The following is a 24003-nucleotide window of genomic DNA, read 5'->3' on the forward strand; positions in this document are numbered from 1 at the left end:
GACAGGCGGGCCGGCATTGGCGACAATGTCGGCCCGTTTGTATTTTCAGGACACCGTCATGACCCAGGCCTGGCAACAGTATCGTAGCGCACCCGCGCTTGGCACGCGCCTCGTTCGACACGACGAGTTGGCGGTGGGCAGCACCCACAGCCTGACCCTGCAGGGCGAGAACGGAAGCTTTCCACTGCTGCTGGTGCGCCTCGGCGACGCGCTGCTCGGCTACGTCAACGCCTGCCCGCATCAATACCTGCCGCTCGACCAGCGCGGCCCGCGCATTCTCAGTCAGGATGGCGAAGTGCTTCGCTGCACCAATCACGATGCCACCTTCGCCACCCGCACCGGTGAAGGCACCGGCGGACTCGGCGTCGGTTGTGCGCTCGACCCGGTGCCGGTAAGCGTCGACGCCGATGGCTGGGTCGTCGTCGGCGACGGCGCTTGACCAGCACGATCGCTGATACTTCACATCAGCATTATTGATAAAAAACAACCTATTCATAGGCTGGCGGCATGGTTTAGGCTTCATACTCTCCCTGCCTGCCAAGGACGTCGCATGTCGCCGGCCGATTCCCTACGTCTGATCTTGCTCTCCACGCTATGGGGCATGTCGTTCATCTTCATGCGCGTGGCCGTACCCGAATTCGGGCCGGTACCGCTCATCCTGGTGCGCATGGGTATCGGTGCGCTGCTGCTGCTTCCGCTGCTGCTCGGCCTGCGCTATCTCAAGCTGGTGTGGGAGAACAAGGGCGGCCTGCTGCTGCTCGGGCTGGTGAACCACGTGCTGCCCTTCGTGCTGCTGGCATTGGCCACCATTCGCCTGGAAGCCGGCTTCACCTCATTGATCAACGCCACCACGCCGATCTTCACCGCCCTGCTCGGTGCGCTGTTCTTCACCACGCCCATCCAGCGTCAGCAGTACCTGGGCCTGACACTGGCCTTCTTTGGCGTCTACGTGCTGTCGGCCAACCGGCTGGACTTCAGCCTCGGCGGCGACGGCTGGTTCATCCTCGCCGCGGTGGGCGCCACCTTCTGCTACGGCGTGGCGACCAACTACTCCAAGAGCTACCTGTCGCACCTGCCGGTACGCGTTCTCGCCGCCGGCAGCACCGCCATGTCGGCGCTGATCCTGCTGATCCCGGGCCTGTGGCTGTGGCCCAGCGAACCGATCAGCGGCCTGGCCTGGAGCAACGCCCTGGGCCTGGCCGTGTTCAGCACCACCCTGGCCTTCCTGCTCTACTTCGGGCTGATCTCCAGCGCCGGCGCCACCGCCACCTCGACGGTTACCTTCCTGGTGCCGGTAAGCGCCCTGCTATGGGGCTACTTGCTGCTGGACGAACGCCTCAGCCTGCAGGTGCTGGTGGGTATGGCCATCACCCTGGCGGGCACCGCCATTGCCACCGGCATGATTCGCTGGCGACGCCGCGAGCTGGCCTGAACCGACACGGCCTAAACGAAAGAGAGCGGCAGCGTCGTTACGCTGCCGCTCTCGCGTTACCGCACCGCTGATGAATCAGAAGTTGGGCTTGCGCTTTTCGACGAAGGCGCTCATGCCCTCCTTCTGCTCGCTGCCGGCAAAGCCCAGCGCGAAGAGGCTGGTCTCCAGCGCCAGTGCGCTGTCGAGATCCTGGTCCATGCCGTCGTGCACCGCTTGCTTGGCGCTGCGCACCGCCAGCGGGCCGTTGCCGGCGAGCTGCTTGGTCAGCTCCTCGGCGTAGGCCTCGAGCTCGGCCTGGGGCATCACGCGGTTGACCAGACCGATACGCAGGGCCTCCTGGGCGTCGATCTTGCGCCCGGTGGTGACCAGATCCAGTGCCATGGCCGGTCCTACCCGACGCGGCAGGCGCTGGGTGCCGCCGAAGCCGGGAATCACCCCGAGCAGCACCTCGGGCTGGCCGAAGATGGCGTTGTCGCTGGCTACGGCCCAGTCGCAGGCCAGCGCCAGTTCGCAGCCGCCGCCAAGACAAAAGCCGTTCACCAGGGCGACCACCGGCACCGGCAACGTTTCCAGTCGCTTGATGGTGCGCAGGGCCTGGCTGGCGAAGGCGCGTGCCTCCTCCGGGGTCTTGGTGCGCATTTCGGTGATGTCGGCACCGGCCACGAAGGCCTTCTCACCCGCGCCGGTGATCAGCAGAGCGCGCAGGTCGCTGCGCTTCTCCAGCTCGGTGAGCAGCGCTTCCAGCTCGGTGAGCACGGCGCTGTTGAGGGCATTCAGCGCCTTGGGACGGTTGATGGTCAGGCGCACGACACCGGCGTTGTCGACCATCTCGATCAGCTTCTCGCTCATGGGGGCTCCTTGCTTGTAGTCAGAACGATACCGACCAACCCTAGCGAACGCTTGGTTGGTCGGCAATCCCCTTTTTCGTCGAAACGACTGCAGTATCTATCAGCATCAGGGGCGCCGGGGGCGGGCACTCGAGGAGGTTATTTGCCATGGGTGAGGAGCATTGCTCCGAACGGGCTGGCCATGGATGGCCAGCCCTGGTCCTGCAAGCGGAGCAGGACGCGAAAGCGAAGCAGGGCAAATATAGCGCCCAGGGAAGGGTTCACAGCGCCTCCTCGTGGGCCCGTCGCCGGAACAGCCCCGGCTTGAGGTCAGCTATATATATGGAAGCCGCGTCCTGATTTCCGCCCCAGATAGCCGGCTGCCACCATGCGCCTGAGCAGCGGACAGGGGCGATACTTCGGGTCGCCGAAGCCCTCCTGCAGCACCTCCATGATCGCCAGGCAGACGTCCAGGCCGATCAGGTCGGCCAGCGCCAGCGGCCCCATGGGGTGGGCGGCGCCAAGCTGCATCGACTGATCGATGTCCTCGGCGCTGGCGGCGCCCTCCTGCAACAGGAAGGCGGCCTCGTTGATCATCGGGATCAACAGGCGATTGACGGCGAACCCGGGCGAGTCGGCGATGGCCACCGGCGTCTTGCCGAGCTGCCGGGTCAGTTCCTCGATGCGCGCCGCGGTGGCATCAGAGGTCTGCTCGGCGCGGATCACCTCGACCAGCTTGAGCACCGGCACCGGATTGAAGAAGTGCATGCCCACCACCCGCTCGGGGCGCTCGCACACCGCAGCGAGCCGGGTCAGCGACAGCGACGAGGTGTTCGAGGCCAGAATGGCATCGTGGCTCAGCCGGCTCAGGTCGCGAAACAGCTTCTCCTTCAGCGCCGGCTGCTCGGGCGCGGCCTCGATGATCACCTCGCAGCCGCGCAGGGCCTCGAGCGACGTGGTCGTCTCCAGGCGTGCCATGGCCTCGGCCTTGTCGGCCTCGCTGAGCTTCTCCTTGGCCACCAGCTTGCCAAGGCCCTTGTCGATGACGGCCTGGGCACGGCCCAGTTGCTCGTCGGCAACGTCGTAGAGTCGTGTGGCAAAGCCGCTTGCCACCAGTACCTGCGCGATGCCCTGCCCCATGGTGCCGGCGCCGACCACACCGATTGTCTGCTGTGTCATTGTCTTGCTCCCGTTCACTGCCTGCGCGCTTCTTCGCGCAGGACGAATTTCTGGATCTTGCCGGTGGAGGTCTTGGGCAGCTCGGTGAAGATCACCGTCTTGGGCACCTTGAAGCGCGCCAGATGCTGGCGACAGTGCTCGATGATGTCGGCTTCGGTGACCTCGCCATAGCCCACCTTGAGCTTGACGAAGGCACAGGGCGTCTCGCCCCACTTCTCGTCGGGCTTGGCCACCACCGCGGCCTCCTCCACGGCGGGATGGGAGTAGATGGCATCCTCCACCTCGATGGTGGAGATGTTCTCGCCGCCGGAGATGATGATGTCCTTGGAGCGATCCTTGATCTCGATGTAGCCGTCAGGGTGCCATACGGCGAGATCGCCGGTGTGGTACCAGCCGCCCTCCAGCGCCTGCTCGGTGGCGGCCTCGTTCTTGAGATAGCCCTTCATCACGTTGTTGCCGCGCATCAGGATCTCGCCGATGGTCTCGCCGTCCTTGGGCACTGGCTCCAGGGTGTTGGGGTCGGCGACGCAGAGCGCTTCCAGCATGTGGTAGCGCACGCCCTGACGCGCCTTGATCCTGGCCCGCTCCTCCAGCGGTAGCTCGTCCCACGCCTCGCGCCAGGCGCACACCGTTACCGGCCCGTAGACCTCGGTGAGACCGTACACATGGGTCACTTCGATACCGAGCTTCTCGACGCCGGCGATCACCGAGGCGGGCGGCGCGGCACCGGCGGTGGTGACCTTCACCGGGTGGTCGAAAGCACGCTTCTGCTCCGCCGGCAGGTTGACCAGGCCGTTGAGCACGATCGGCGCACCGCTGAAGTGGGTGACCTTCTCGTCGACGATCAGGTCCATGATCTTCTTCGGATCGACTCTGCGCAGGCAAACGCTGACGCCGGCATTGGCGGCGATGGTCCAGGGAAGCACCAGCCGTTGCAGTGGAACATCGGCAGGGTCCAGAGATAGACCGGGTGATGCGGCATGGCCCACTCGAGGATGTTGCTTACCGCGTTGAGATAGGCGCCGCGATGATGGTAGACCACCCCTTGGGCTTGCCGGTGGTGCCCGAGGTGTAGTTGAGCGAGATCGCCTGCCACTCGTCCTCCGGGAGCTGGTAGGCGTACTCCGGGTCGCCCTCGGCCAGCAGCGCCTCGTACTCCAGCTCACCGATGCGACGCGCCTCGCCCTCGAACAGGGCGTCGTCCACGTCGATCACCAGCGGCTTGATCGCCAGCCGCGAGACGGCGTCTTCGATCACCCCGGCGAACTCCGGATCGACCAGCACCGCCTGGGCCTCGCCGTGCTCGAGCATGTAGGCGATGGCTTCGGCGTCGAGACGGATATTCAGCGTATTGAGCACGCAGCCGGCCAGCGGCACGCCGAAGTGCGCCTCGAACATCGCCGGCACGTTGGGCAGCATGGCGGCCACCGTCTCGCCGGGCTTGATGCCGCGCTTCTCCAGCGCCGAGGCGAGCCGCCGGCAGCGCGCCCAAGTCTCACGCCAGCTGCGGCGGATGTCGCCGTGGATCACCGCCGGGTAGTCGGGGTAGATGGAAGCGCTGCGCTCGATGAAGGTCAGCGGCGATAGCGCCACATGGTTGGCCTGCGTCTTGGGCAGGTCCTGTTCGAAGATGCTGTCGTTCATGGTGGGCTCCGAGTGGGTATCGTTCTTATAGGTACTGTCCAGATCACCGGCCGCCGATGTGGCAGCCGGTGGAGTAACGGCTCAGGAAAGCGTGACCTGATAGTCGGCCAGACTCTGCATGCCGGCCTCGATCACGCTGCGGTTGGCACGACCGACCGGCAACCACTGGCGCAGGGCGAAATCCGCCGCGGCCAGCTTGGTCCGATAGAAGGGGTCGCTGTTGCCACCCTCCTGGGCGGCACGCGCCTTGAGTGCGGCCCGCCCCATCTGCCAGGCGCACAGCACATGGCCGGCCAGGCTGAGGAACGGCGTGGCGTAGGCCTGCACGGCGTCGGCGCCGTGCTGCGGGTCACGGCTCGCTTCGAGCACCAGCGCCATGGCGGCACGTAGATCGGCGGCGCCGGCGGCCAGACTCTCGCCCAGGGCGGCCAGCTCAGCGCTCGCGCGCAGCTCGCCGGCCGTGGCTTCGACCTCATCGATCAGTTCGGCGAGCGCCGCGCCGCTGTCACGGGAGAGCTTGCGCCCGGCCAGGTCGAGCGCCTGGATGCCGTTGGTGCCCTCGTAGATCGGTGCGATGCGGGCATCGCGCAGCAACTGGGCGGCGCCGGTCTCCTCGATGAAGCCCATGCCACCGTGCACCTGCACGCCGAGCGAGGCGATCTCCACCGCCTGATCGGTGGAGAACGCCTTGACCACCGGGATCAGCACGTCGACCCGGGCCTGGGCCGCGTCGCGCTCGGCGGCGTCTGCCGCGTGGCGCGCCACGTCCAACTGGGCGGCGCAGTAGAGCGCCAGCGCCCGCAGCGCATCGGTGCGAGCGCGCATGGAGAGCAGCATACGGCGCACGTCGAGATGCTCGCTGATGGTGGCCTCGGCGCCCCGCGCCCTGCCCTGTACGCGGTCCAGCGCATAGGCGAAGGCATGCTGGCAGGCACGCTCGGCCACACCGATGCCCTGGATGCCGACCTTGTGACGTGCCTCGTTCATCATGGTGAACATGTGGTTCAGGCCGCGCCCCTCCTCACCCACCAGGTAGCCGATGGCGCCGTCGTTCTCGCCGAAGCTCAGGGTGCAGGTGGGCGAGCCGTGGATGCCCAGCTTGTGCTCGATGGAGGCGCAGGTGACGTCGTTGCGCTCGCCCAGCGAGCCATCGGATTTGACCAGATATTTGGGAACCAGAAACAGCGAGATGCCCTTGTTGCCCTCGGGGGCGTCGGGCTTGCGCGCCAGCACCAGGTGGATGATGTTCTCGCTGGCGTCGTGCTCGCCCCAGGTAATGAAGATCTTCTGGCCGAACAAGCGGTAGTGGTCACCCTCTTCATCAGGGCATGGCACTGCCCGCGTGCGCACCTTGGAGAGATCGGAGCCGGCCTGGGGCTCGGTGAGGTTCATGGTGCCGGTCCAGCTGCCCTCGACCAGCTTGGGCAGGTAGGTCGCCTTGAGCGCGTCGCTGCCGTGGTGGGCCAGCGCCTCGATGGCGCCGGCGGTGAGCATCGGGCACAGCCCCAGCGCCATGTTGGCGCCGTGGAGCATCTCCTGCACGCTGCTCGCCACCACCTCGGGAAGGCCCTGGCCGCCCAGCGCCTGGGACACCCCGATGCCGTTCCAGCCGCCTTCCGCATAAGCCTGGTAGGCCTCGGCGAAGCCGTCCGGCAGAGTCACGCCACCGTCCTCACGCCGTACGCAACCCTGGCGATCGCCGCTGGCATTGAGCGGTGCCCACACTTCACCGGCGAGCCTGGCCGCCTCCTCCAGTACCGCTTCGACCAGGTCGGGGCTGGCTTCCTCGAAGCCGGGCAGGGCGAGGAGCGGTATTCGAGCAATTCCTCGAGCACGAAGCGAAGGTCACGAACGGGGGCGACGAAGGGAAACATGGAGACACCTCAGGAAAAATGATAACGGCGATAGTAGATATACTACTTTTCGTTGGCCATTATCACTAGGTCGCAGCCTGGTGACCAGCGCCCGCTCTCGGCACGCAAAAAAAACGCCCGATGCGAGAGCATCGGGCGTCATGGGGCGGTGGCCGGGGCTTCAGCGTCGGGCGTCGCTGTCGAGCGCTTCCTTTTCCTGGTCGCCGTACGCCACGTCATCCTCACCGTGATAGAAGACGATATGCGGCTCGTCCGGCGGCGGTGGGCCGACCAGGGGTTCGGCCACTTCCACCTCAGGCACCACGTTGGAGAGGTCCTCCACATGCTCATGCCCGATGGCCCCCTGCACCAACTCTTCGGTGACGGTGAGCTCGGCACCCACCGGCGACATGGGCGTATTGGGCGAGAACGGCGCCACCGGTACCGGCGCCGGGCGCACGCTGCGGCGCCAGGTGAAGAAGGCCACCAGGAACAGCCCCAGAGCGCCGAAGGCCCAGAACAGCCCGGCATCGCCCACCCAGGCCATGGCCGGTGAAATCAGGGGCGGGCTGACCGTCGAGCCGATGGCGTTGATCAGCAGCAGGCCCTGGCTCATGCGCACCAGCGCCCCGGCCGGTGCGCGGTCGGCGGCATGGCTCACCGCCACGGGATAAAGGGCGAAGACACCGCCACCCAGCAGGAACAGCAGCGCCGCCAGCACCCAGGTGTGGAGCGGCAATAACAGCATGCCGACCGAGATCAGGGCACAGAAGGCCCCGATCATGATCAGCACGATCTGCCGGTCATGACGATCGGACCAGCGCCCGATGGGATATTGCAGTAGCATGGCGCCGAGGATGACCACCGCCATCATCTGGCCGACCTGGGCCACCGTCAGGCCGATGCGCTGCAGGTAGAGCGGCAGCAGTGTGTAGACGGCGGCTACCGCCAGGCCCGAGCCGAAGCTGCCCATCACCCCGGTGGGGGTCATGACGATCAGCCGCATCGGCGAGAGAGGCTCGGCGTGCTCGATCAGCGGCGAAACCCGCGGAATCATCGCCATGGGCAGCACCGACAGCGAGGCCAGCATGCCGATGACCATGAACGGCGCGGCCTCGCCCATGGCATCGGTCACGCCGAGCAGCAGCTGACCGAGCACACCGGCCGCGTACAGCGAGATCATGTAGAGGGCGAGCAGCCTGCCGCGCACCTTCTGATCGCCCGAGGTGAGCAGCCAGCTCTCGATGACCAGATAGACCCCACGGTGGCCCAGCCGCCGATCAGGCGCAGGCCGAACCAGGCCCAGGGGTCGAAGATCAATGCCTGCAGCAGCACCGTGACCGCCACCAGCGAGGCAAAGCTGCCGTAGGCGCGAATATGGCCGATGCGCAACAGCAGCCGGTCGTTGAACATCGCCCCCAGCGCCAGGCCGATGAAGTAGGCCGAGGAGACCCAGCCGATCACGACCGGCGATTCGCCGGCAGCGTCGAGCCGCAGCGTGATCAGCGTGGCCAGGAAGCCGTTACCGATACCCAGGATGAAGAGACCCAGCAGGGGAGCCAGGGCCATGGCCAGCAGTTGCCGCGACATCAGCGCGCCTCTCGACAGAACCGAAGAATGTAAAGGGAGAAAGATGGCAGAAAACGCCGTGGAACGCTGCCCATCGCCCTTGCGTTTGGCATTCGAACGGCCAACGCTTGGGTGGGGCGGCGCGAATCATACGCCTGACAGCGCCGGTGTCAAACGCTTAATCCCATCCCCACCTCTCGGCCAGAACAATTCACCATTCTAGATCGGAAAAACAGCAAGACAGGCCAAGAGAGCCCGAATTACTTCTTCTGCAGCAGGGCCACGTCGGCGCCGGGAAACTCGACGCTCATGCCTAGGTGCGCGGCCAGCCACTCGAAGCTCGCCTCGCTGAAGAAGCACACGTGCGTGGGGTCGAGAATGTAGTGCCAGCGAGCGAACGCCTCCTCGCCGGTTACCCGCTTGGTCATCAGCCCCAGCCAGCCGCCCGAGGGCAGCAGCGCCGCAAGCCGCGCGAGCTCACGCCCGGGGGCGAACAGATGCTCCACCACCTCGGTGGCGGTGATGAAGTCGTAGCGGCGCTCGAGCACGCTGGCGTCCGGCGCATAGAACGGGTCGTAGATCGCCATCGGGTGGCCCGCCTCCTCGAACATCAGCGACAGCGTCGGGCCGGGGCCGGCGCCGAAATCGAGGCCGCTGGCTCCCGGCGCCAGCCGGTGCTGCAGCGGCTCGAACAGGCGCGACAGGAAACGCCGATAGCCGGGGTCGTCGGGGCGGTTCTGGTGCTGGTCGTAGACCGCCCGCTCCTGCTCGGGCGACAGACGCTGCTCAGGCGGCACGAAGACCAGCCGGCAATTGTCGCAGCGGTAGTAGTCGCGTCGTGCATCGCGATGAAAATGGCGCGAATGCGGGCAAGCGCATAGCGGGCAGGTCGGCATCGTCGTATCCTTCATGGCCTGACGAAAAAACACTTCACAACGAGGAGGCCGGCAATGCTGTCAGGTCTGGACCACCTGGTCATCACCGTGACCGACATCTCCCGCGCCGTGGATTTCTATTCTCGCGTACTCGGGCTCGAGGTGCGCTATCGCGATCGTGAGCGAGTCGATCTGCTACTCGGCGACATCGCCCTGCGCCTGCACTGGACGGCGACCGACATCGAGCCGCGTGCCGCCACGCCCACCCCGGGCAGCCTGGATCTGTGCCTGCGCAGCCTGCTGCCGTTGGACGAGGTCCAGCGCCACCTCGAGGCGCTGGACGTGGAGGTCGAGCTCGGCCCGGTCTCACGCCAGGGCGCCACCGGCCCCATCGAATCGATCTATCTGCGCGACCCCGACGGTAACCTGCTCGAACTCAGCCGGCCACTGAAAGAAACGCTGGAATAGTGGCCCCGCTGGCAATGACGCGCGTGACCGGTATCATTGGGGCAAACCGTGTTTGACTGGATGGCCCATGAACGACAGCCCCGATAGCCGCAGCGTCATCGAACCGAACGGCACTCCCGACATCACCCTACCTATCGTCGTCTATGCCCTGCTTCTGGCCGGCGTGGTCAGCGGTGGGCTGACGGCCATCGTCGGCGTGGTCATCGCCTATGTCTATCGCGGCCAGGGTCCCCATTGGTTCGACGAGCATTACCGCTACCAGATCCGTACCTTCTGGCTCTCCGTGCTCTACTTTGCCATCTCCGGCGTGCTCACCCTGGTGATGATCGGCTTCGTGACCTGGCTGCTGGCCGTAGTATGGCTGGTGGTGCGCTGCGTGAAGGGCATCAAGCGCCTGCAGGAGCATCGCGAGCCCGACAACGTGGATGCCTGGCTGATCTGAACCATGAGCGAGTCACAGCCCCCACCGCCACCCTGCAAGGCCGCGCCATCGCCGCCCTGTGGCGCACCCTGGCCGGGCGTCGCCCCGCCATGCTGTGGCGCCTGGCACGTGTTTCCGGCCCGCTGGTGCATCGCTTCAGCCGGCGCGAGCGCGAGGTCACCGAGATCAATCTCGCCGAGGTCTACCCCGAACAGGATGCCGCCACGCGCCGCCGGCTGGCCCGGGAGAGCCTGACCCACTCCACCGCCACCATGCTCGAGCTGGGCTTCGCCTGGATGGGCGAGCCGCAGCGGGTAGAGGACTCGATTCTCGAGATCCACGGCCGCGAACTGCTCGACGAAGCCCGCGCCGAGGGGCGCGGCGTGATCGTGCTGGCACCGCACTTCGGCAACTGGGAGGTGCTCAACTTCTGGCTTTCCAGTCACTTTCCCTTCACCGCCATGTACGAGCCGCCCAAGATCGCCGAACTCGATGCGGTGATCCGGCAAGGGCGCGAGCGCATGGGCGCAAGCCTGGTGCCGACCAATCCGCGCGGCGTCGCTGCCCTGCTCAAGGCGCTCAAACGCAGTGAAGCGGTGGGCATCCTGCCCGACCAGGAGCCCAACTGGGGCAGCGGCGTGTTCGCGCCCTTCTACCATCGCCTGGCCTACACCGCGACCCTGCTGCCCAAGCTGGTGGCACGCACCGACGCGCGGGTCGTCACCGGCGTGGCCCGGCGCATTCCCGGGCGCGGCTTCGCCATCCACTTCCTCGCCGCCGACGAGCGCGTCTACGCCACCGACGAGGAGCAGTCGGCCACCGGCGTCAACGCCTGCGTGGAAGACGCCATCGCCCTGGACCCGGCCCAGTACCAGTGGGAGTACAAGCGCTACCGCAAGGTGATCGAGGAACAACAGGGCGTGCCGAACCACCGGGAGTTTCGGCTCTACTGAACGCCGCCGCCGTTCATACGCAGGGGGTGAATGCCTCAAGGACGAGTACGCCATCCATGATCCTGCCCAGGCCGCTCAAGGCGCTGACTTGGCTCGTGCTGTTTCTGGCACTGCTCTACGCGCTCTATCTCGCCACCGCAAACGCCCTGCTCGCCAGCGCCTGGGGCCGCGATCAGCTCGAGCGTTCGCCGCGTCTCTCGCTCGAGTGGGAGCGTGCCTGGACGCTCTTCCCCGGCCACCTCGAGGTCACCCAGTTGCACCTGGCCGGCCGCACCGCCGAGCGGCGCTTCACGCTGGCGGCCGAACGCGTCAGCCTGCGTTTCGCCCTCACTCCCCTGCTCGACCGTGAAGTCAGCATCCATACCTTGGAAGCCGAGGGCATCCGCCAGGCCGGCCTCGACGCCTACCGCTTGCAGGGCAGCGGCAACCTGGAGCTGGCCGGCATTCATTGGCGCGCCGGCGAGATCGGCGCCGAGCGCGTTTCGCTGCAGTTGGACGAGGGCACGGTGTTGCATGACGACACCGCACTGGTGGAAGGCGTAACGCTTGATGCCGACCTGCGCCTGGCACCGCTGAGGCTGGCCGAGCACCCCGGCGGCGAGGCGACACGCTTCGTCTCCGGCACCCTCACGCTGGCCGGACGCAGCGACGCCTACGACGTCTTCAATCCCTACCTTGCGGCGCTGGGCTGGCTCGAGATCGACGGACGCGGCGATCTCACCGGCGACATCGCCATCGAGCGCGGCGAGGTGCTGCCGGGCAGCCGTCTGCGTCTGGACTCCCTCGCCTGAGCGTGCGGCTCGACGAGCGCCACTGGCTGGAAGCAGGAGCGCTCTACCGCATCGACGGCTCCGGCGCCGTCGAGGTCGAGGTGGCACAGAGCGCACGCCTGGCGCTTGAACTCGACGACATCGAGATGGGCGAGGCGACTCCGCAGCCCTCGCCCGCGGCCTCGGCTCGCCCCCTGCTCGGTGGTGAAGGGTTCCGGCTGGTGCTGGAGACCCCCGCGCTGCGCCTGTATGCTCCGCCGGACGAGCTGCAGCGTGCCGATCTGCACTGGCGCAACGCCGAGGCATTCGACATCGCCGCCCTCCAGCGTTACCTGCCGCCTCCCGTACCGCTGACGCTGGAAGGGGCACGGCCAGGTTGCAAGGCGGACTCAGCTACGATGCCGAGCACCTCACCGGCGGTTTCGATCTCAATGGCGAGGCCATCTCGGTGCGCCTCGGGGAGCAGCCGCTGAGCGGCCGACTGGGCCTGCACCTGCCTATCGTCGCACTCGACGTCGAAGGTGGCGCAGTGGACGTTTCCGGCACGCAATTCGAGCTCGAGGCGGCCGCCCCAGGCGAGGCGCAGCCACTGGTCACCGCCCTCGAGCTGCCCGTCGCGAGCTTCCGCTCGCCGCTGGCCTGGCGCGCATTGGATGACGACGCCCTGCGCGATCGCGAAACGCCATGGCAAGCGGAGCTGGAACTGTCCGGCCACGTCGCCAATCTCGGTGTGCTCGACCCCTTTCTCAGCGGCCTGTTCGATGGGCGCGGCCTCGCCCTGGAGGGTGGCGGCCGGCTCGATGGTGCGCTCCAGGTGCGCAATGGGCAGCCACTGCCGGGCAGCCGGCTCGACGTTTACTCCGAAGCGCTGGGCGCACGCCTGCTCGGCTTTCACGCCCGCGGCGACGGCCGCGCGCATTTCGTGCTCGGCCCCGGCGAGCCCCACCCTGAGGCCAGCCTCGAACTCGTCTTCGGCGAGGTGGACCTCACCCGACTCAGCGACGGTCGCCGGCTGTTCCAGGCCGAACGCCTCGCGCTTGCCGCCAGCGCCGCGGCGAGCCCTCGGACGGCGCGCCCCACCACCGCCGAGATCGCCTGGCGCGGCGCGCGCATTCCCGACGTCAGCGTGCTCGGCGCCTACCTGCCCCAGGCGGCGCCGCTACGCTTGCACGGCGGCCGGGCCGCCAGCGATGGGGAGCTGGTGATCGTCGGGGAGCGTGCCCAGGGACGGGCTACCCTGACGGGGGATGCCATTCGTGGCCGCCTGCTGCAGGAAGCGTTCGACGGCGAACTGGACGTGAGCCTCGTGCTGCGCGACCTTCACCCCGCCCGCCAGCACCTCGATCTCTCCGGCAGCCGCCTGACCCTGAACGCCGCAACGAACGGCGGCGAGCCCCTGCGTACCCAGTTGGCGGTTCGCCAGGCAAGGCTCCAGGGCGGCTTCGACTGGCCCGGCAGCGAAGCGCCACGCCGGCCACTTTCCGGCACGCTGCGGCTGGATGGCCTGCTCGACCGGCTCGGCTTTCTCAACGCCTTTCTGCCCGACGAGCACGGCCTGGCGATCCAGGGCGGCGGGCGCCTGAGCGCCGACCTGCGCTTCGCCGACGGCGAGGCCATGCCCGGCAGCCAGCTGCGCGTTCACTCCGAGCGGCTCGGTGCCCGCTTCCTGCACTACGAGGCCTTCGGCGACGGCTCGCTGATCGTCACGGTCGGCGACCCCGGCGCCGAACTCAGCCTGTCGCTGCCCCGCTTCGGCCTGCGCCGCCAGGCCGACGGTGGCGCGCTGATCGAAGGCCGGCTGCTGGACCTGCACAGCCGGGCACGCCACTTCGATCTGCCCGAAGGGCTGCGCGAACTGAGTACGCGCATCGATCTGCCTCACCTGGTGGCGCCGGATCTGGCCGCGCTCAACGACTACCTGCCCCAGGGCGGCGCCATCGAGCTGCTGGGCGGCCAGGCACGCCTCGCCACCCATCTGCAGCTCGAAGGCACGCGTGCCCGCGGCCGGCTGGCGCTGCACGCGCCGGATGCCCGGCTCGCTCTGCACGAGCAGACCCTCGAGGGCGCTCTGCACCTGGAGACCAGGCTCGCCGATGGCGACCTGGAAACCCTCGACTTCGACGTCTCCGGCTCGCGGCTCAGTCTCGACGGCGTGCGCCTGGCGGACGCCGACGGCAGCCTCAGCCACGGCTGGTGGGCGCGGCTCGAGCTGCCCGAGGGACGCATGCGCTGGGAGCGGCCACTCGAACTCGACGCCCGGCTCGAACTGGCCATGCGCGACAGCGGTCTGCTGGTGAACCTGCTCGTCGATGCCGCCCGCGAACGACGCCGGCTGCGCGAGCGTCTCACCCTCGGCGAGGTGCAGGGCGAGGCGCGGGTGATGCTGAACGACGACACCGTTCGCCTCGAGAACCTCGCCGTGCAGGCCGGTGGGCGCCTGGAATTGCTGGCCAACCTCGCCCTGCGCGACTCCCAGCTTGCCGGTCGCGCCTTCGCCCGCTTCGGGCCGCTGCGGCTGGGCATCGAAATCGATGACGGCAGGCGTCGCTGGCAGCTGCGCAACGCCCGCGCGTGGTACGCCAGCGGGCAGCCCGCCAGCGAGCTGGCGCTGCCCGAGAGCGAGGCCTGGTTCGAACGGCTCGATGTGCAGATGGAATGAACCAAGTGGCACGCATGGCTGGAAAGCGGCCGCCGACCTGCTAGACTGGCCACAACGCTTGACGGGGTGCCGGTGGAACCGGCTGAGATCGCCATACGACATGTCTGCTGCAGACGCGTCGTCACGGCGGGGCCCGTTGAACCTGATCCGGCTCGTACCGGCGTAGGAATCAAGCGGTGGCCAGGCACCAGTACCTCCCTTTTCAGCCCTGACCCACTCTTCCCCTTCGCCCGCGCTCCGGATCCGTTCACACCTGGAGGCAAGATGGGCTATCGCTTCACCGACCTGACCCGCGCCTGCCACGACGACTGGCGTGCCTACATCGAGCACGACTTCGTCCGCGGCCTGGGCACCGGCACCCTGGACGAAGGCGCCTTTCGCCACTACTTGCAGCAGGACTACCTGTTCCTGATCCACTTCGCCCGCGCCTATGCACTGGCCGCCTACAAGAGCCGCACCCTGGCCGACCTGCGCCAGGCCCATGAGGGGCTCAAGGCCATCGTCGACGTGGAGCTCGGCCTGCACGTGGGCTACTGCCGCGAATGGGGCATCTCCGAGGCGCAGCTCGCCGCGCTGCCCGAGGCCCGGGCCACCATGGCCTACACCCGCTACGTGCTCGACACCGGCAACCGTGGCGACCTGCTCGACCTCCACGTGGCGCTGGCTCCCTGCCTGGTGGGCTACGGCGAGATCGCCAACTGGCTCAACGCTCAAGACTCCACGGTACGCGGTACCACCAACCCCTATGACGCCTGGATCGCCATGTACGAAGGCGAGGAGTTCCAGGCCGCCATGCAGGCGGAACTGGCATGGCTCGACGCCCGCCTGGCCGATGTCACCCCGGCGCGCTTCGACGAGCTCGTCGAGGTGTTCCGCGATGCCACCCGGCTCGAGATCGATTTCTGGCAGATGGGGCTCGACCGCAGCCTCTGACGCTCCCCCGACCGACAACAACGCATCAAGGATTCCAGTTTATGAGCAAGACCGCCCACTTTCTCGCCGAGACCGCCAAGGTCGACGAGGCCGCCATCCAGCCGCTGCCCGGCTCGCGCAAGCTCTACGTCGAGGGCTCGCGCCCCGACATCCGCGTGCCTTTCCGCGAGATCTCGCTGTCGCCGACCAAGACCTCCGGCGCCGACGAGGAGAACCCGCCGCTGCTGGTCTACGACACCTCCGGCCCCTATACCGACCCGCAGGCCGAGATCGACCTGCGCCGCGGCCTGCCCGAGCTGCGCCGCGCCTGGATCGACGAGCGCGGCGACACCGAGTTCCTCGACGGCCCCACCAGCGAATACGGCAAGCGCCGCGCCAACGACCCGACTTTGGCCCAGCTGCGCTTCGACCTGAGCCGCACGCCGCGCCGCGCGAAGGAAGGCAAGAACGTCACCCAGCTGCACTACGCCCGCCAGGGCATCGTCACGCCGGAGATGGAGTTCATCGCCATCCGCGAGAACCAGCGCCGCCAGGCGTTGGGTACGGCAGAGGTCGAGCGCATCCTCGGCCATCAGCATGCCGGCCAGAGCTTCGGCGCCCGCCTGCCGGAGGAGATCACCCCGGAGTTCGTACGCGCCGAAGTGGCCGCCGGCCGCGCCATCATTCCCTGCAACATCAACCACCCGGAGTCGGAGCCGATGATCATCGGCCGCAACTTCCTGGTGAAGATCAACGGCAACCTGGGCAATTCGGCGGTCACCTCCTCCATCGAGGAGGAGGTCGACAAGATGACCTGGGGCATCCGCTGGGGTGCGGATACCATCATGGACCTCTCCACCGGCCAGAACATCCACGAGACCCGCGAGTGGATCATCCGCAACTCGCCGGTGCCGATCGGTACGGTGCCGATCTACCAGGCGCTGGAGAAGGTCAACGGCGTAGCCGAGAACCTCACCTGGGAGGTGTTCCGCGACACCCTGATCGAGCAGGCCGAGCAGGGCGTAGACTACTTCACCATCCACGCCGGCGTGCTGCTGCGCTACGTGCCGCTCACCGCCAAGCGCGTCACCGGCATCGTCTCCCGCGGCGGCTCGATCATGGCCAAGTGGTGCCTCTATCACCACCAGGAGAGCTTCCTCTACACCCACTTCGAGGAGATCTGCGAGATCTGCAAGCGCTACGATGTCGCCTTCTCGCTGGGTGACGGCCTGCGCCCCGGCTCCATCGCCGACGCCAATGACGAAGCGCAGATGGCCGAGCTCAAGACCCTCGGCGAGCTGACCCACATCGCCTGGAAGCACGACGTGCAGGTGATGATCGAAGGCCCCGGCCACGTGCCCATGCACCTGGTCAAGGAGAACATGGACAAGCAGCTGGAGTACTGCGACGAGGCGCCCTTCTACACCCTCGGCCCGCTGGTCACCGACATCGCCCCGGGCTACGACCACATCACCTCCGGCATCGGCGCGGCGATGATCGGCTGGTTCGGCTGCGCCATGCTGTGCTACGTCACGCCCAAGGAGCACCTCGGCCTGCCCAACAAGGATGACGTCAAGACCGGCATCATCACCTACAAGATCGCCGCCCACGCCGCCGACCTGGCCAAGGGCCACCCGGCCGCCCAGCGCCGCGACAACGCGCTGTCCAAGGCGCGCTTCGAGTTCCGCTGGGAGGACCAGTTCAACCTCGGCCTGGACCCGGACACCGCCCGCGAGTACCACGACGAGACGCTGCCCAAGGACTCCGCCAAGGTGGCTCACTTCTGCTCCATGTGCGGACCCAAGTTCTGCTCCATGAAGATCACCCAGGAAGTGCGCGACTACGCCGCCGAGCACGGCCTCACCGGCGACGCCGATGCGGTGATGAAGGGCATGGAAGCGCAGGCGGAGAAGTTCCGCGAGTCGGGGGCGGCGCTCTACAAGAAAGTGTGAGCCTTGCCCTGCGATACAGCACGCCGGCCCAGGCCGGCGTGTTTTGTTACCGGCACAGGCGACAGCACGCCACGCTCGGATTAGCCTGTAGGCATCAGCCAGGAATCCGCGTTGGGGAGCGAGCCTATGCCACACCTGCACATCGCGCTGGTTACCGAGCGCCCTGAAACCAGCCTGATTCCCATTCTCCAGCTGCGCCCTCGTCGAATCGTGCTGGTGCCGTGCCAGTCGTCACCTCAGGCCGCCGAGCGGCTGGCGATCCTGCTGCGCCATGAGCTGCCTTCCAGCAGCGAGGTGGCGCTGCACCCGACCCTGCCCTGTGGCGACCCCGTACGCCTCGCCCAGCATATCGGCCCGCTGGTGGATGCACTGCAGCGCGAACAGTTCGCCGCCCCCGGCCTCGCCCTCACCTACGACCTGGGTCACTGCGATACCTTCACCGCCCTGCTGTTCCAGCAGGCCATGCGCCGCCTGGCGGCCGACTGGCTCTACGTGGACCGCGAGGCCGGCGTGCTCTATCGCCTGGCGCACGACGCCCCGGACGACGTTCCCGAAGCCACCGCCATCGAGCCCGTACTCGACGTCGACCGCTACCTGCAAGCCAGCGGGCGCAAGCGCGTGCGCACGCTCTCCGAGCGCCCCGAGTGGCGCCGCCGCAGCCAGCAGCGGCGCGCCGCGACCCTCTGCCTGGCCCAGCACGCCGACCGCCTGGGCGAGCTGCTCGGCGACCTGGCGGCCCGGCTGGTGCAAGAAGGCCTGGGAGAGCACCGGGGCGATGCAGCGACTACAACTGCCGCCGGGCTGACCCTGCCGCAGCCACCGCCCTTTCCCGCCACCGAGGCACTTGCGCGGCTGGCGGACGCCGGCCTGCTGAGGTGGTCCAGCGACGCACCGCAGCAGGTGGCCTTCACCTCGGCCGACGCAGCCGACTACCTGGGCGGCGGCTGGCTCGCCGAATATGCCTGGCACAGCGCCTGCGACGCCGGGCTGGCGCAGGTCTGCGGCGCCACCCACATCCTCGATCTGGACGTCGACCGCAACGCGCTGCCGGTGGTGGCCGACTGCCTGGCCATCGAGCACAACCGCCTGCTGTGCATCGAATGCCTGGTAGCCGGGTCGGGGCCGGGCGCGTGCCTGGCGCAGGGCCTCGAGCGGCTGCAAGCGATGCTCGAGCATACCGCCGGGCTGGATGCCACCCGCGTGCTGCTGGCCTGCGGCGACTTCGGCCCGGCGCGCCGGCAGTTGGACGACCTGCAGCACCGCCGAGGCCGGCGCATCGAGGTGCTGGAGGGCGCCGAGCTGCGTCACCTGCCCGCCCTGCTGCGCCACTGGAAGGAGCATGGCCGCTGGCCCGGTAGCTGAGTCACATGAGCCACACACGACAGCGCCCCCGGCGATGGCCGAGGGCGCTGGAGGAGCGCCACCGGTGCGAAAGCGGCTAGAAGCGGAAGGTCAGCCCCACGCTGGCCGCATCGAAGGTGTGGTCGGACTTGTCCAGGTAGCGCATGTAGTCGGCGCCCACCGCCAGGTTCGGTGCCACGTCGAACTCGGCCCCGGCCCCGTAGGAGAAGCCGTTTTCCCGATCGACGTCGTAGTCGACTTCGGTCACGCCGACCAGGCCATAGAGGCGAAACTCCTGGGAGAGCGGCAGGATGCCCTTGGCATAGGCGCCGACCAGATAGTCGAGCTCCACCGGACCATCCGAGCCGCCGATGCCGAGGTGCGCCTCGGCGGCGAAGAACTCGTTGAACTGGGCACCGCCGTGCAGGCGCAGGCCGACGCTGTTGGCATCTTCTCCGTGGTCGCGGTCGAGATCCCAGAACATGGCATCGCCGCCAAAATAGCCCTGGGGATACATGGGCATCTGGTATTGCTGGGCCTGGGCAGTGCTGGCAAAGGCACCGGCCAGGATCAGAGCGGCGGGAATGGCGAGCAGTTTCATGGCAAACCTCCGTTAAGAAACAGCGTTTCCTATCACCGTTCCAAGTCTGGTACAGCCATCGGGATTGCGCAAGGCCGCTTACCGCGGCGAGAAGCTTAGTACCACGATGCCCCCCAGCACGATCGCGCCGCCCAGCAGCTGCAGCGGAGCCAGTATCTGCCCCAGCACCAGGTAACCCAGTGCCAGTGAGGCTACCGGCTCGACGTTCATCACCGGCGCGTTACGCGCCATGTCCAGGCGCGGCACGCTGATGAACAGCACCGAGAAGGCCACGCTGTAGAGCAGCGCCAGCGCGCCAAGCGCGCCCCAGCCCAGGGGCTTGCCGGCAGGGCCATGCCCCTGGCACCAGCTGCAGCGCAGCTCCCAGCAGCATCACGACGAGCACGGTAAGCATGGTCAGCAGGCTGCGCAGGGTGCTGCCGACCTCACCCAGATGGTGCTCGGTGATCCACAGCGCACAGGCGAACGCACTCGCCGCGGCCAGCCCGAACGCCACTCCGGTCAGCCACTCGGGGCCCAGCGTCTCGGGTGCCAGCAGCCAGGCCGGCACGTCCAGCACTACCACCAGCCCAACCAGAATCACCGTCATGATCAACGCCGCGCGCCAGGTCGGCCGCGGGCCGCCGAGCGCCCAGGTCAGCAGCGCCAGCTGAATAGGAAAGGTGTTCATGAGCAGCAGCGCCACCACCACGGGGATGCGCGCCACCGCCGAATAGAGGCACAGGCTCTGGATCGCCACCATCACGCCGGCCAGCAGCTGCCAGCGCCGCGTGCCGGGCGGTAGCCAAAGCCGCTGGCGCTGCCACCGCCACAGCCCAACCAGCACCAGCAGCGCTACGGACGAGCGCACCAGCACGGCCAGCAGCAGGCCGGTGCCCTCGTCGAAGGCCAGGCGTGCTGCCACATGGTTGCCGGCAAAGAGCGTGGCCACGCCGGCCAGCAGCGCGAAGGCGACTCGGCGGGGCAACAAGGAGGGCACGGAGGGAGACAAGGCGGGCATCGCGGGGCTTCCGAACACAAAGCGCCCAGCATGCCAGGGTTGCGACGGCTACCCAACCGAACCTTTGGCAACCGTTCGCAACATGACGTGACGCAGTGTCCGTCGATGTAGTCATGATAGACCAAGGTCTTATGTCTATGCTGCCCCTACACCCCTCCGAGTGGAGACTTGATGAACGCTACGGTACTGGTCATCAACTGCGGTTCCTCTTCGATCAAGTACGCGCTGGTGCCCGGCGACCCCGGCGACGTGCGGCTGGCCGGGCTGGCTGAGCGCCTCGGCAGCGGCAATGCCCGGCTCAAGGGCACTGGACAGCCTGGGCGAGCCCTTCGAGCAGCCGCTGGGCAACGCCGACCCTACCACGGCGCTGGAAGCCATTCTCGACCGCCTCGAAGGACGCCTGCCGCAGGCGGTCGGCCACCGCATCGTGCACGGCGGCGAGCACTTCACCCAAGCCGCGCTGATCGATGACACGGTGATCGCCGCCATCGAACAGACCTCCGCCCTGGCCCCGCTGCACAACCCGGCCAACCTGGCGGGCGTGGCCGCCACCCGCCGCCTGTTCCCCGACCTGCCCCAGGTGGCCGTGTTCGACACCGCCTTTCACCAGACCCTGCCCGCCCAGGCGTATCGCTACGCCGTGCCCGAGGCGCTCTACCGCGACCACGCCATTCGCCGCTACGGCTTCCATGGCACCAGCCATGCCTATGTCAGCCGACGCGCCGATGCACTGAGCGGCCTGGAGGGCGGCGGCTGGCTCACCGCCCACCTGGGTAACGGCTGCTCGACCTGTGCGGTATGGAAGGGCCGGAGCCTCGACACCAGCATGGGGCTGACGCCGCTGGAGGGGCTGGTGATGGGCACGCGCAGCGGCGACGTCGACCCGGGCCTGCACGCCCACCTGGCACGCCAGCTCGGCTGGACGCTGGAGCGCATCGACACGCTGCTGAACCGCGAGAGCGGCCTGCTGGGCCTGTCCGGCCTGAGCAACGACATGCGCGAACTGGAAGCCGCCGAAGCCGAAGGCCACGCCGGCGCCGCCCTGGCCGTCGAGGTGTTCTGCTATCGCATCGCCAAGTCGCTGGCCGCGCTCTCCTGCGCCCTGCCCCGCCTCGACGGCCTGGTCTTCACCGGCGGCATCGGCGAGAACTCACCGCGGGTGCGCGAACAGGTTGTGGCCCTGCTGCCGCACTTCGGCCTGCAGCTCAACCGTACCGTCAACGGCGAGACGGTGCGCGGGCGCGAGGGGCGCATCGACGCCGGCGGCCGCCAGCTGTGGGTGATCCCCACCGATGAAGAAGGCCAGATCGCCACCGAAACCTGTCAACGACTGAAAGAGACCATCGCATGACGCCCCGCGACGTACGCCCCCAGACCCAGGTCCTGCTGATGGTGCCAACCGGCGTCGGGGTTGGCCTCACCTCCGCCAGCCTCGGGCTGATGCAGGCGCTCGACACCATCGGCCTCAAGACCGGCTTTCTCAAGCCGTTCCGCCAGGACGAGCTGAACGGCCCCGGCCCCGACCGCTCCACCGCACTGGTCAGCAGCACCCTCGGGCTGCATCCGCCGGCGCCCATCGCCCAGGCCAACATGGAGCGGCTACTGCGCCAGGATCGCCTCGACGTGCTGATGGAGCAGGTCATCGAGCTGTTCGACGACGCGCTCAACCAGGAGGACGCCACGCCCGACCTGGTGGTGGTGGAAGGGCTGGTGCCCACCGCCCACGGCACCTACGCCACCCAGCTCAATGCCCAGCTGGCCCATGCGCTCAACGCCCGCATCATCCTGGTCGGCAGCGGCGATGCCGCGGAACCGGAGGCGCTGGTCGAGCAGCTCGACATGCACGCCCAGGCCTTCGGCGGTGTGGGCTCCACGCGCACGCTCGGCTGCATCCTGATGCGCATGCACAACCTGCCGGGGGTCGAGGAGAATCCGGCGCTCGCCGCCGGCAACGGTCATACCCTGCTCGACGATGCCTTTCTCGCCGAGCTGCGCCGCTATTCGCCGGCGCTGGCCACCGACCGCTTCCACCTGATCGGCGTAGTGCCCTACAACCCGACGCTGGTGGCGCCGCGCGTGGTCGACGTGGCTCGCGCGCTGAACGCGCGCTTCCTCAACGAGGGCGAGGCCGCTACCCGCCGGGTGCTCTCCACCAGCCTGTGCGCTCGCAGCGCGGCCAATGCCCTGCACGTATTCCGCCCCGGCAGCCTGATCGTGACCTCCGGCGACCGCGACGACATCGTGCTGGCCTCGGCGCTGGCCACCATGAACGGCGTACCCATGGCCGGCGTGCTGCTGACCAACGGCTACATGCCCAACGACAACATGATCGAGATGTGCCGCCCCGCGCTGAAGACCGGCATGCCGGTGCTGGCGGTGGACACCGACAGCTTCACCACGGCCAAGAACCTCGGGCGGATGGGCAACGACATCCCCATGGACGACCTCGAGCGCGCCGAGCAGGTGATGCGCTACGTGGCTGGCAACCTCGACCTGCAGTGGCTCAAGGACCACCTGAGCCGCGGCTTCGCCCGGCGCCTCTCGCCCTCGGCGTTTCGCCACCAGCTGGTCAAGCTGGCCCAGCGCGCCAACCGGCGCATCGTGCTGCCCGAAGGCAGCGAGCCGCGCACGGTCGAGGCCGCGGCGATCTGCCAGCATCGCGGCATCGCCAACTGCGTGCTGCTGGCCCGGCGCGAGGAAGTGGAGGAAGTGGCCCGCAACCGCGGCATCGAACTGCCGGAGGGGCTCGAGATCATCGACCCCGAGCAGATCCGCGGGCGCTACGTGGCGCCCATGGTGGAGCGCCGGCGCGGCAAGGTGAACGAGCTGACGGCGGAAGACCAGCTGCAGGACAACGTGGTGCTGGGCACCATGATGCTGCAGCTCGACGAGGTCGACGGCCTGGTGTCGGGAGCGGAACACACCACCGCCAATACCGTGCGCCCCGCCTTTCAGCTGATCAAGACCTCGCCCGACTATCGGCAGGTGTCATCGATCTTCTTCATGCTGCTGCCGGAGCAGGTGGTGGTCTACGGCGACTGTGCGGTGAACCCCGACCCCGACGCCGAAGCGCTGGCCGAGATTGCCATCCAGAGCGCGCGCTCGGCCCAGGCCTTCGGCATCGAGCCGCGGGTGGCGATGATCAGCTACTCCACCGGCGAGTCCGGCAGCGGTGCCGATGTCGACAAGGTGCGCCAGGCCACGCGGCTGGCGCGCGAGCTGGCGCCGGACCTGCTGATCGACGGACCGCTGCAGTACGACGCCGCCGCCATTGAGAGCGTGGGGCGCCAGAAGGCGCCCGACTCGCCGGTGGCGGGCCGCGCCACGGTGTTCGTGTTTCCCGACCTCAACACCGGCAACACCACCTACAAGGCGGTGCAGCGCAGCGCCCGGGTGGTCAGCGTGGGGCCGATGCTGCAGGGCCTCAACAAGCCGGTCAACGACCTCTCGCGGGGTGCGCTCGTCGACGACATCGTCTACACCATCGCGCTGACCGCCATCCAGGCCGCCCAGCGCGACTGAGCGGAGGCCCGGCCGGCGCAGCGCT

19 protein-coding genes, 4 pseudogenes and 1 riboswitch are annotated in these 24003 nt (G+C 67.9%); of the genes and pseudogenes, 14 read left to right on the forward strand and 9 right to left on the reverse strand.

Annotation, left to right across the window (positions count from 1 at the left end; translation table 11 throughout):
* The first annotated feature begins 58 nt into the window (after positions 1–58).
* Positions 59–439 carry a Rieske (2Fe-2S) protein gene (locus ACUDAL_RS11410; protein WP_191225009.1) on the forward strand — a complete coding sequence of 127 codons (381 nt, stop codon included), beginning with the start codon at positions 59–61 and terminating at the stop codon, positions 437–439.
* Between the two features lie 111 nt (positions 440–550).
* The gene (locus ACUDAL_RS11415) at positions 551–1432 is read left to right on the forward strand and encodes a DMT family transporter (protein WP_444678210.1); all 882 of its coding nucleotides are present in this window, start codon (positions 551–553) and stop codon (positions 1430–1432) included.
* Between the two features lie 75 nt (positions 1433–1507).
* Here the strand turns inward: ACUDAL_RS11415 and ACUDAL_RS11420 are convergent, their stop codons facing one another.
* From ACUDAL_RS11420 to ACUDAL_RS11445, 6 genes and pseudogenes are all read right to left on the reverse strand, one after another.
* Positions 1508–2281 carry an enoyl-CoA hydratase-related protein gene (locus ACUDAL_RS11420; RefSeq protein ID WP_086511176.1) on the reverse strand — a complete coding sequence of 258 codons (774 nt, stop codon included), beginning with the start codon at positions 2279–2281 and terminating at the stop codon, positions 1508–1510.
* 308 nt (positions 2282–2589) lie between these two features.
* Entirely contained in the window at positions 2590–3438 is an 849-nt protein-coding gene (locus ACUDAL_RS11425) for a 3-hydroxybutyryl-CoA dehydrogenase (RefSeq protein WP_103970546.1), read from the reverse strand.
* A gap of 14 nt (positions 3439–3452) precedes the next feature.
* Positions 3453–5082, reverse strand: a pseudogene (locus ACUDAL_RS11430) (acyl-CoA synthetase).
* Between the two features lie 81 nt (positions 5083–5163).
* A pseudogene (locus tag ACUDAL_RS11435) lies at positions 5164–6956 on the reverse strand (acyl-CoA dehydrogenase).
* Between the two features lie 160 nt (positions 6957–7116).
* Positions 7117–8525 (reverse strand): annotated as a pseudogene (locus ACUDAL_RS11440) (MFS transporter).
* Between the two features lie 239 nt (positions 8526–8764).
* Positions 8765–9415, reverse strand: coding sequence for a class I SAM-dependent methyltransferase (locus tag ACUDAL_RS11445; RefSeq protein ID WP_444678211.1), 651 nt, complete (start codon positions 9413–9415; stop codon positions 8765–8767).
* 39 nt (positions 9416–9454) lie between these two features.
* On the opposite strand from ACUDAL_RS11445, the gene ACUDAL_RS11450 reads away from it, so the two are divergent.
* The 9 genes from ACUDAL_RS11450 to ACUDAL_RS11490 all read left to right on the forward strand — a co-directional run bounded on the left by ACUDAL_RS11450 (position 9455) and on the right by ACUDAL_RS11490 (position 18876).
* Positions 9455–9847: a VOC family protein gene (locus ACUDAL_RS11450; RefSeq protein ID WP_086511183.1), complete on the forward strand. Its 393-nt coding sequence runs from the start codon at positions 9455–9457 to the stop codon at positions 9845–9847.
* Between the two features lie 67 nt (positions 9848–9914).
* Complete coding sequence (locus tag ACUDAL_RS11455) at positions 9915–10289, forward strand: DUF4870 family protein (RefSeq protein WP_086511184.1); 375 nt, start codon at positions 9915–9917, stop codon at positions 10287–10289.
* Between the two features lie 89 nt (positions 10290–10378).
* Complete coding sequence (locus ACUDAL_RS11460) at positions 10379–11221, forward strand: lysophospholipid acyltransferase family protein (RefSeq protein WP_444678212.1); 843 nt, start codon at positions 10379–10381, stop codon at positions 11219–11221.
* A gap of 56 nt (positions 11222–11277) precedes the next feature.
* Positions 11278–12012 carry a hypothetical protein gene (locus ACUDAL_RS11465; RefSeq protein ID WP_444678213.1) on the forward strand — a complete coding sequence of 245 codons (735 nt, stop codon included), beginning with the start codon at positions 11278–11280 and terminating at the stop codon, positions 12010–12012.
* Positions 12013–12014: 2 nt separating this feature from the next.
* Entirely contained in the window at positions 12015–12464 is a 450-nt protein-coding gene (locus tag ACUDAL_RS11470; RefSeq protein WP_444678214.1) for a hypothetical protein, read from the forward strand.
* Complete coding sequence (locus ACUDAL_RS11475) at positions 12368–14650, forward strand: hypothetical protein (RefSeq protein WP_444678215.1); 2283 nt, start codon at positions 12368–12370, stop codon at positions 14648–14650. Before ACUDAL_RS11470 ends, ACUDAL_RS11475 begins: the two co-directional genes overlap by 97 nt.
* A gap of 52 nt (positions 14651–14702) precedes the next feature.
* A riboswitch (TPP riboswitch) is annotated at positions 14703–14836 on the forward strand.
* Between the two features lie 78 nt (positions 14837–14914).
* Entirely contained in the window at positions 14915–15583 is a 669-nt protein-coding gene (tenA, locus tag ACUDAL_RS11480) for a thiaminase II (RefSeq protein WP_444678216.1), read from the forward strand.
* 41 nt (positions 15584–15624) lie between these two features.
* The gene (gene thiC / locus ACUDAL_RS11485; RefSeq protein ID WP_444678217.1) at positions 15625–17514 is read left to right on the forward strand and encodes a phosphomethylpyrimidine synthase ThiC; all 1890 of its coding nucleotides are present in this window, start codon (positions 15625–15627) and stop codon (positions 17512–17514) included.
* Between the two features lie 126 nt (positions 17515–17640).
* Positions 17641–18876, forward strand: coding sequence for a Card1-like endonuclease domain-containing protein (locus ACUDAL_RS11490; RefSeq protein WP_444678218.1), 1236 nt, complete (start codon positions 17641–17643; stop codon positions 18874–18876).
* A gap of 76 nt (positions 18877–18952) precedes the next feature.
* Here ACUDAL_RS11490 and ACUDAL_RS11495 read toward each other — a convergent pair whose 3' ends face one another.
* The 3 genes from ACUDAL_RS11495 to ACUDAL_RS11505 all read right to left on the reverse strand — a co-directional run bounded on the left by ACUDAL_RS11495 (position 18953) and on the right by ACUDAL_RS11505 (position 20435).
* Positions 18953–19456 carry a porin family protein gene (locus ACUDAL_RS11495; protein WP_444678219.1) on the reverse strand — a complete coding sequence of 168 codons (504 nt, stop codon included), beginning with the start codon at positions 19454–19456 and terminating at the stop codon, positions 18953–18955.
* 78 nt (positions 19457–19534) lie between these two features.
* Positions 19535–19771, reverse strand: a complete 237-nt coding sequence (locus ACUDAL_RS11500; RefSeq protein ID WP_444679366.1) for an EamA family transporter — start codon at positions 19769–19771, stop codon at positions 19535–19537.
* Positions 19677–20435 (reverse strand): EamA family transporter, encoded by a 759-nt coding sequence (locus ACUDAL_RS11505; protein ID WP_444678220.1) that lies wholly within the window; start codon positions 20433–20435, stop codon positions 19677–19679. The genes ACUDAL_RS11500 and ACUDAL_RS11505 overlap by 95 nt, the downstream gene beginning before the upstream one ends.
* 192 nt (positions 20436–20627) lie before the next feature.
* Here ACUDAL_RS11505 and ACUDAL_RS11510 point away from each other — a divergent pair.
* The 3 genes and pseudogenes from ACUDAL_RS11510 to pta all read left to right on the forward strand — a co-directional run.
* A pseudogene (locus ACUDAL_RS11510) lies at positions 20628–20705 on the forward strand (hypothetical protein); the annotation flags it as partial.
* A gap of 40 nt (positions 20706–20745) precedes the next feature.
* Complete coding sequence (locus tag ACUDAL_RS11515) at positions 20746–21807, forward strand: acetate/propionate family kinase (protein ID WP_444678221.1); 1062 nt, start codon at positions 20746–20748, stop codon at positions 21805–21807.
* Entirely contained in the window at positions 21804–23978 is a 2175-nt protein-coding gene (gene pta, locus ACUDAL_RS11520; RefSeq protein ID WP_444678222.1) for a phosphate acetyltransferase, read from the forward strand. Before ACUDAL_RS11515 ends, pta begins: the two co-directional genes overlap by 4 nt.
* The last annotated feature ends 25 nt before the right edge of the window (positions 23979–24003 follow it).

Source organism: Halomonas sp. E19 (assembly GCF_052439355.1).
In the GTDB taxonomy this organism is placed as follows: domain Bacteria; phylum Pseudomonadota; class Gammaproteobacteria; order Pseudomonadales; family Halomonadaceae; genus Halomonas.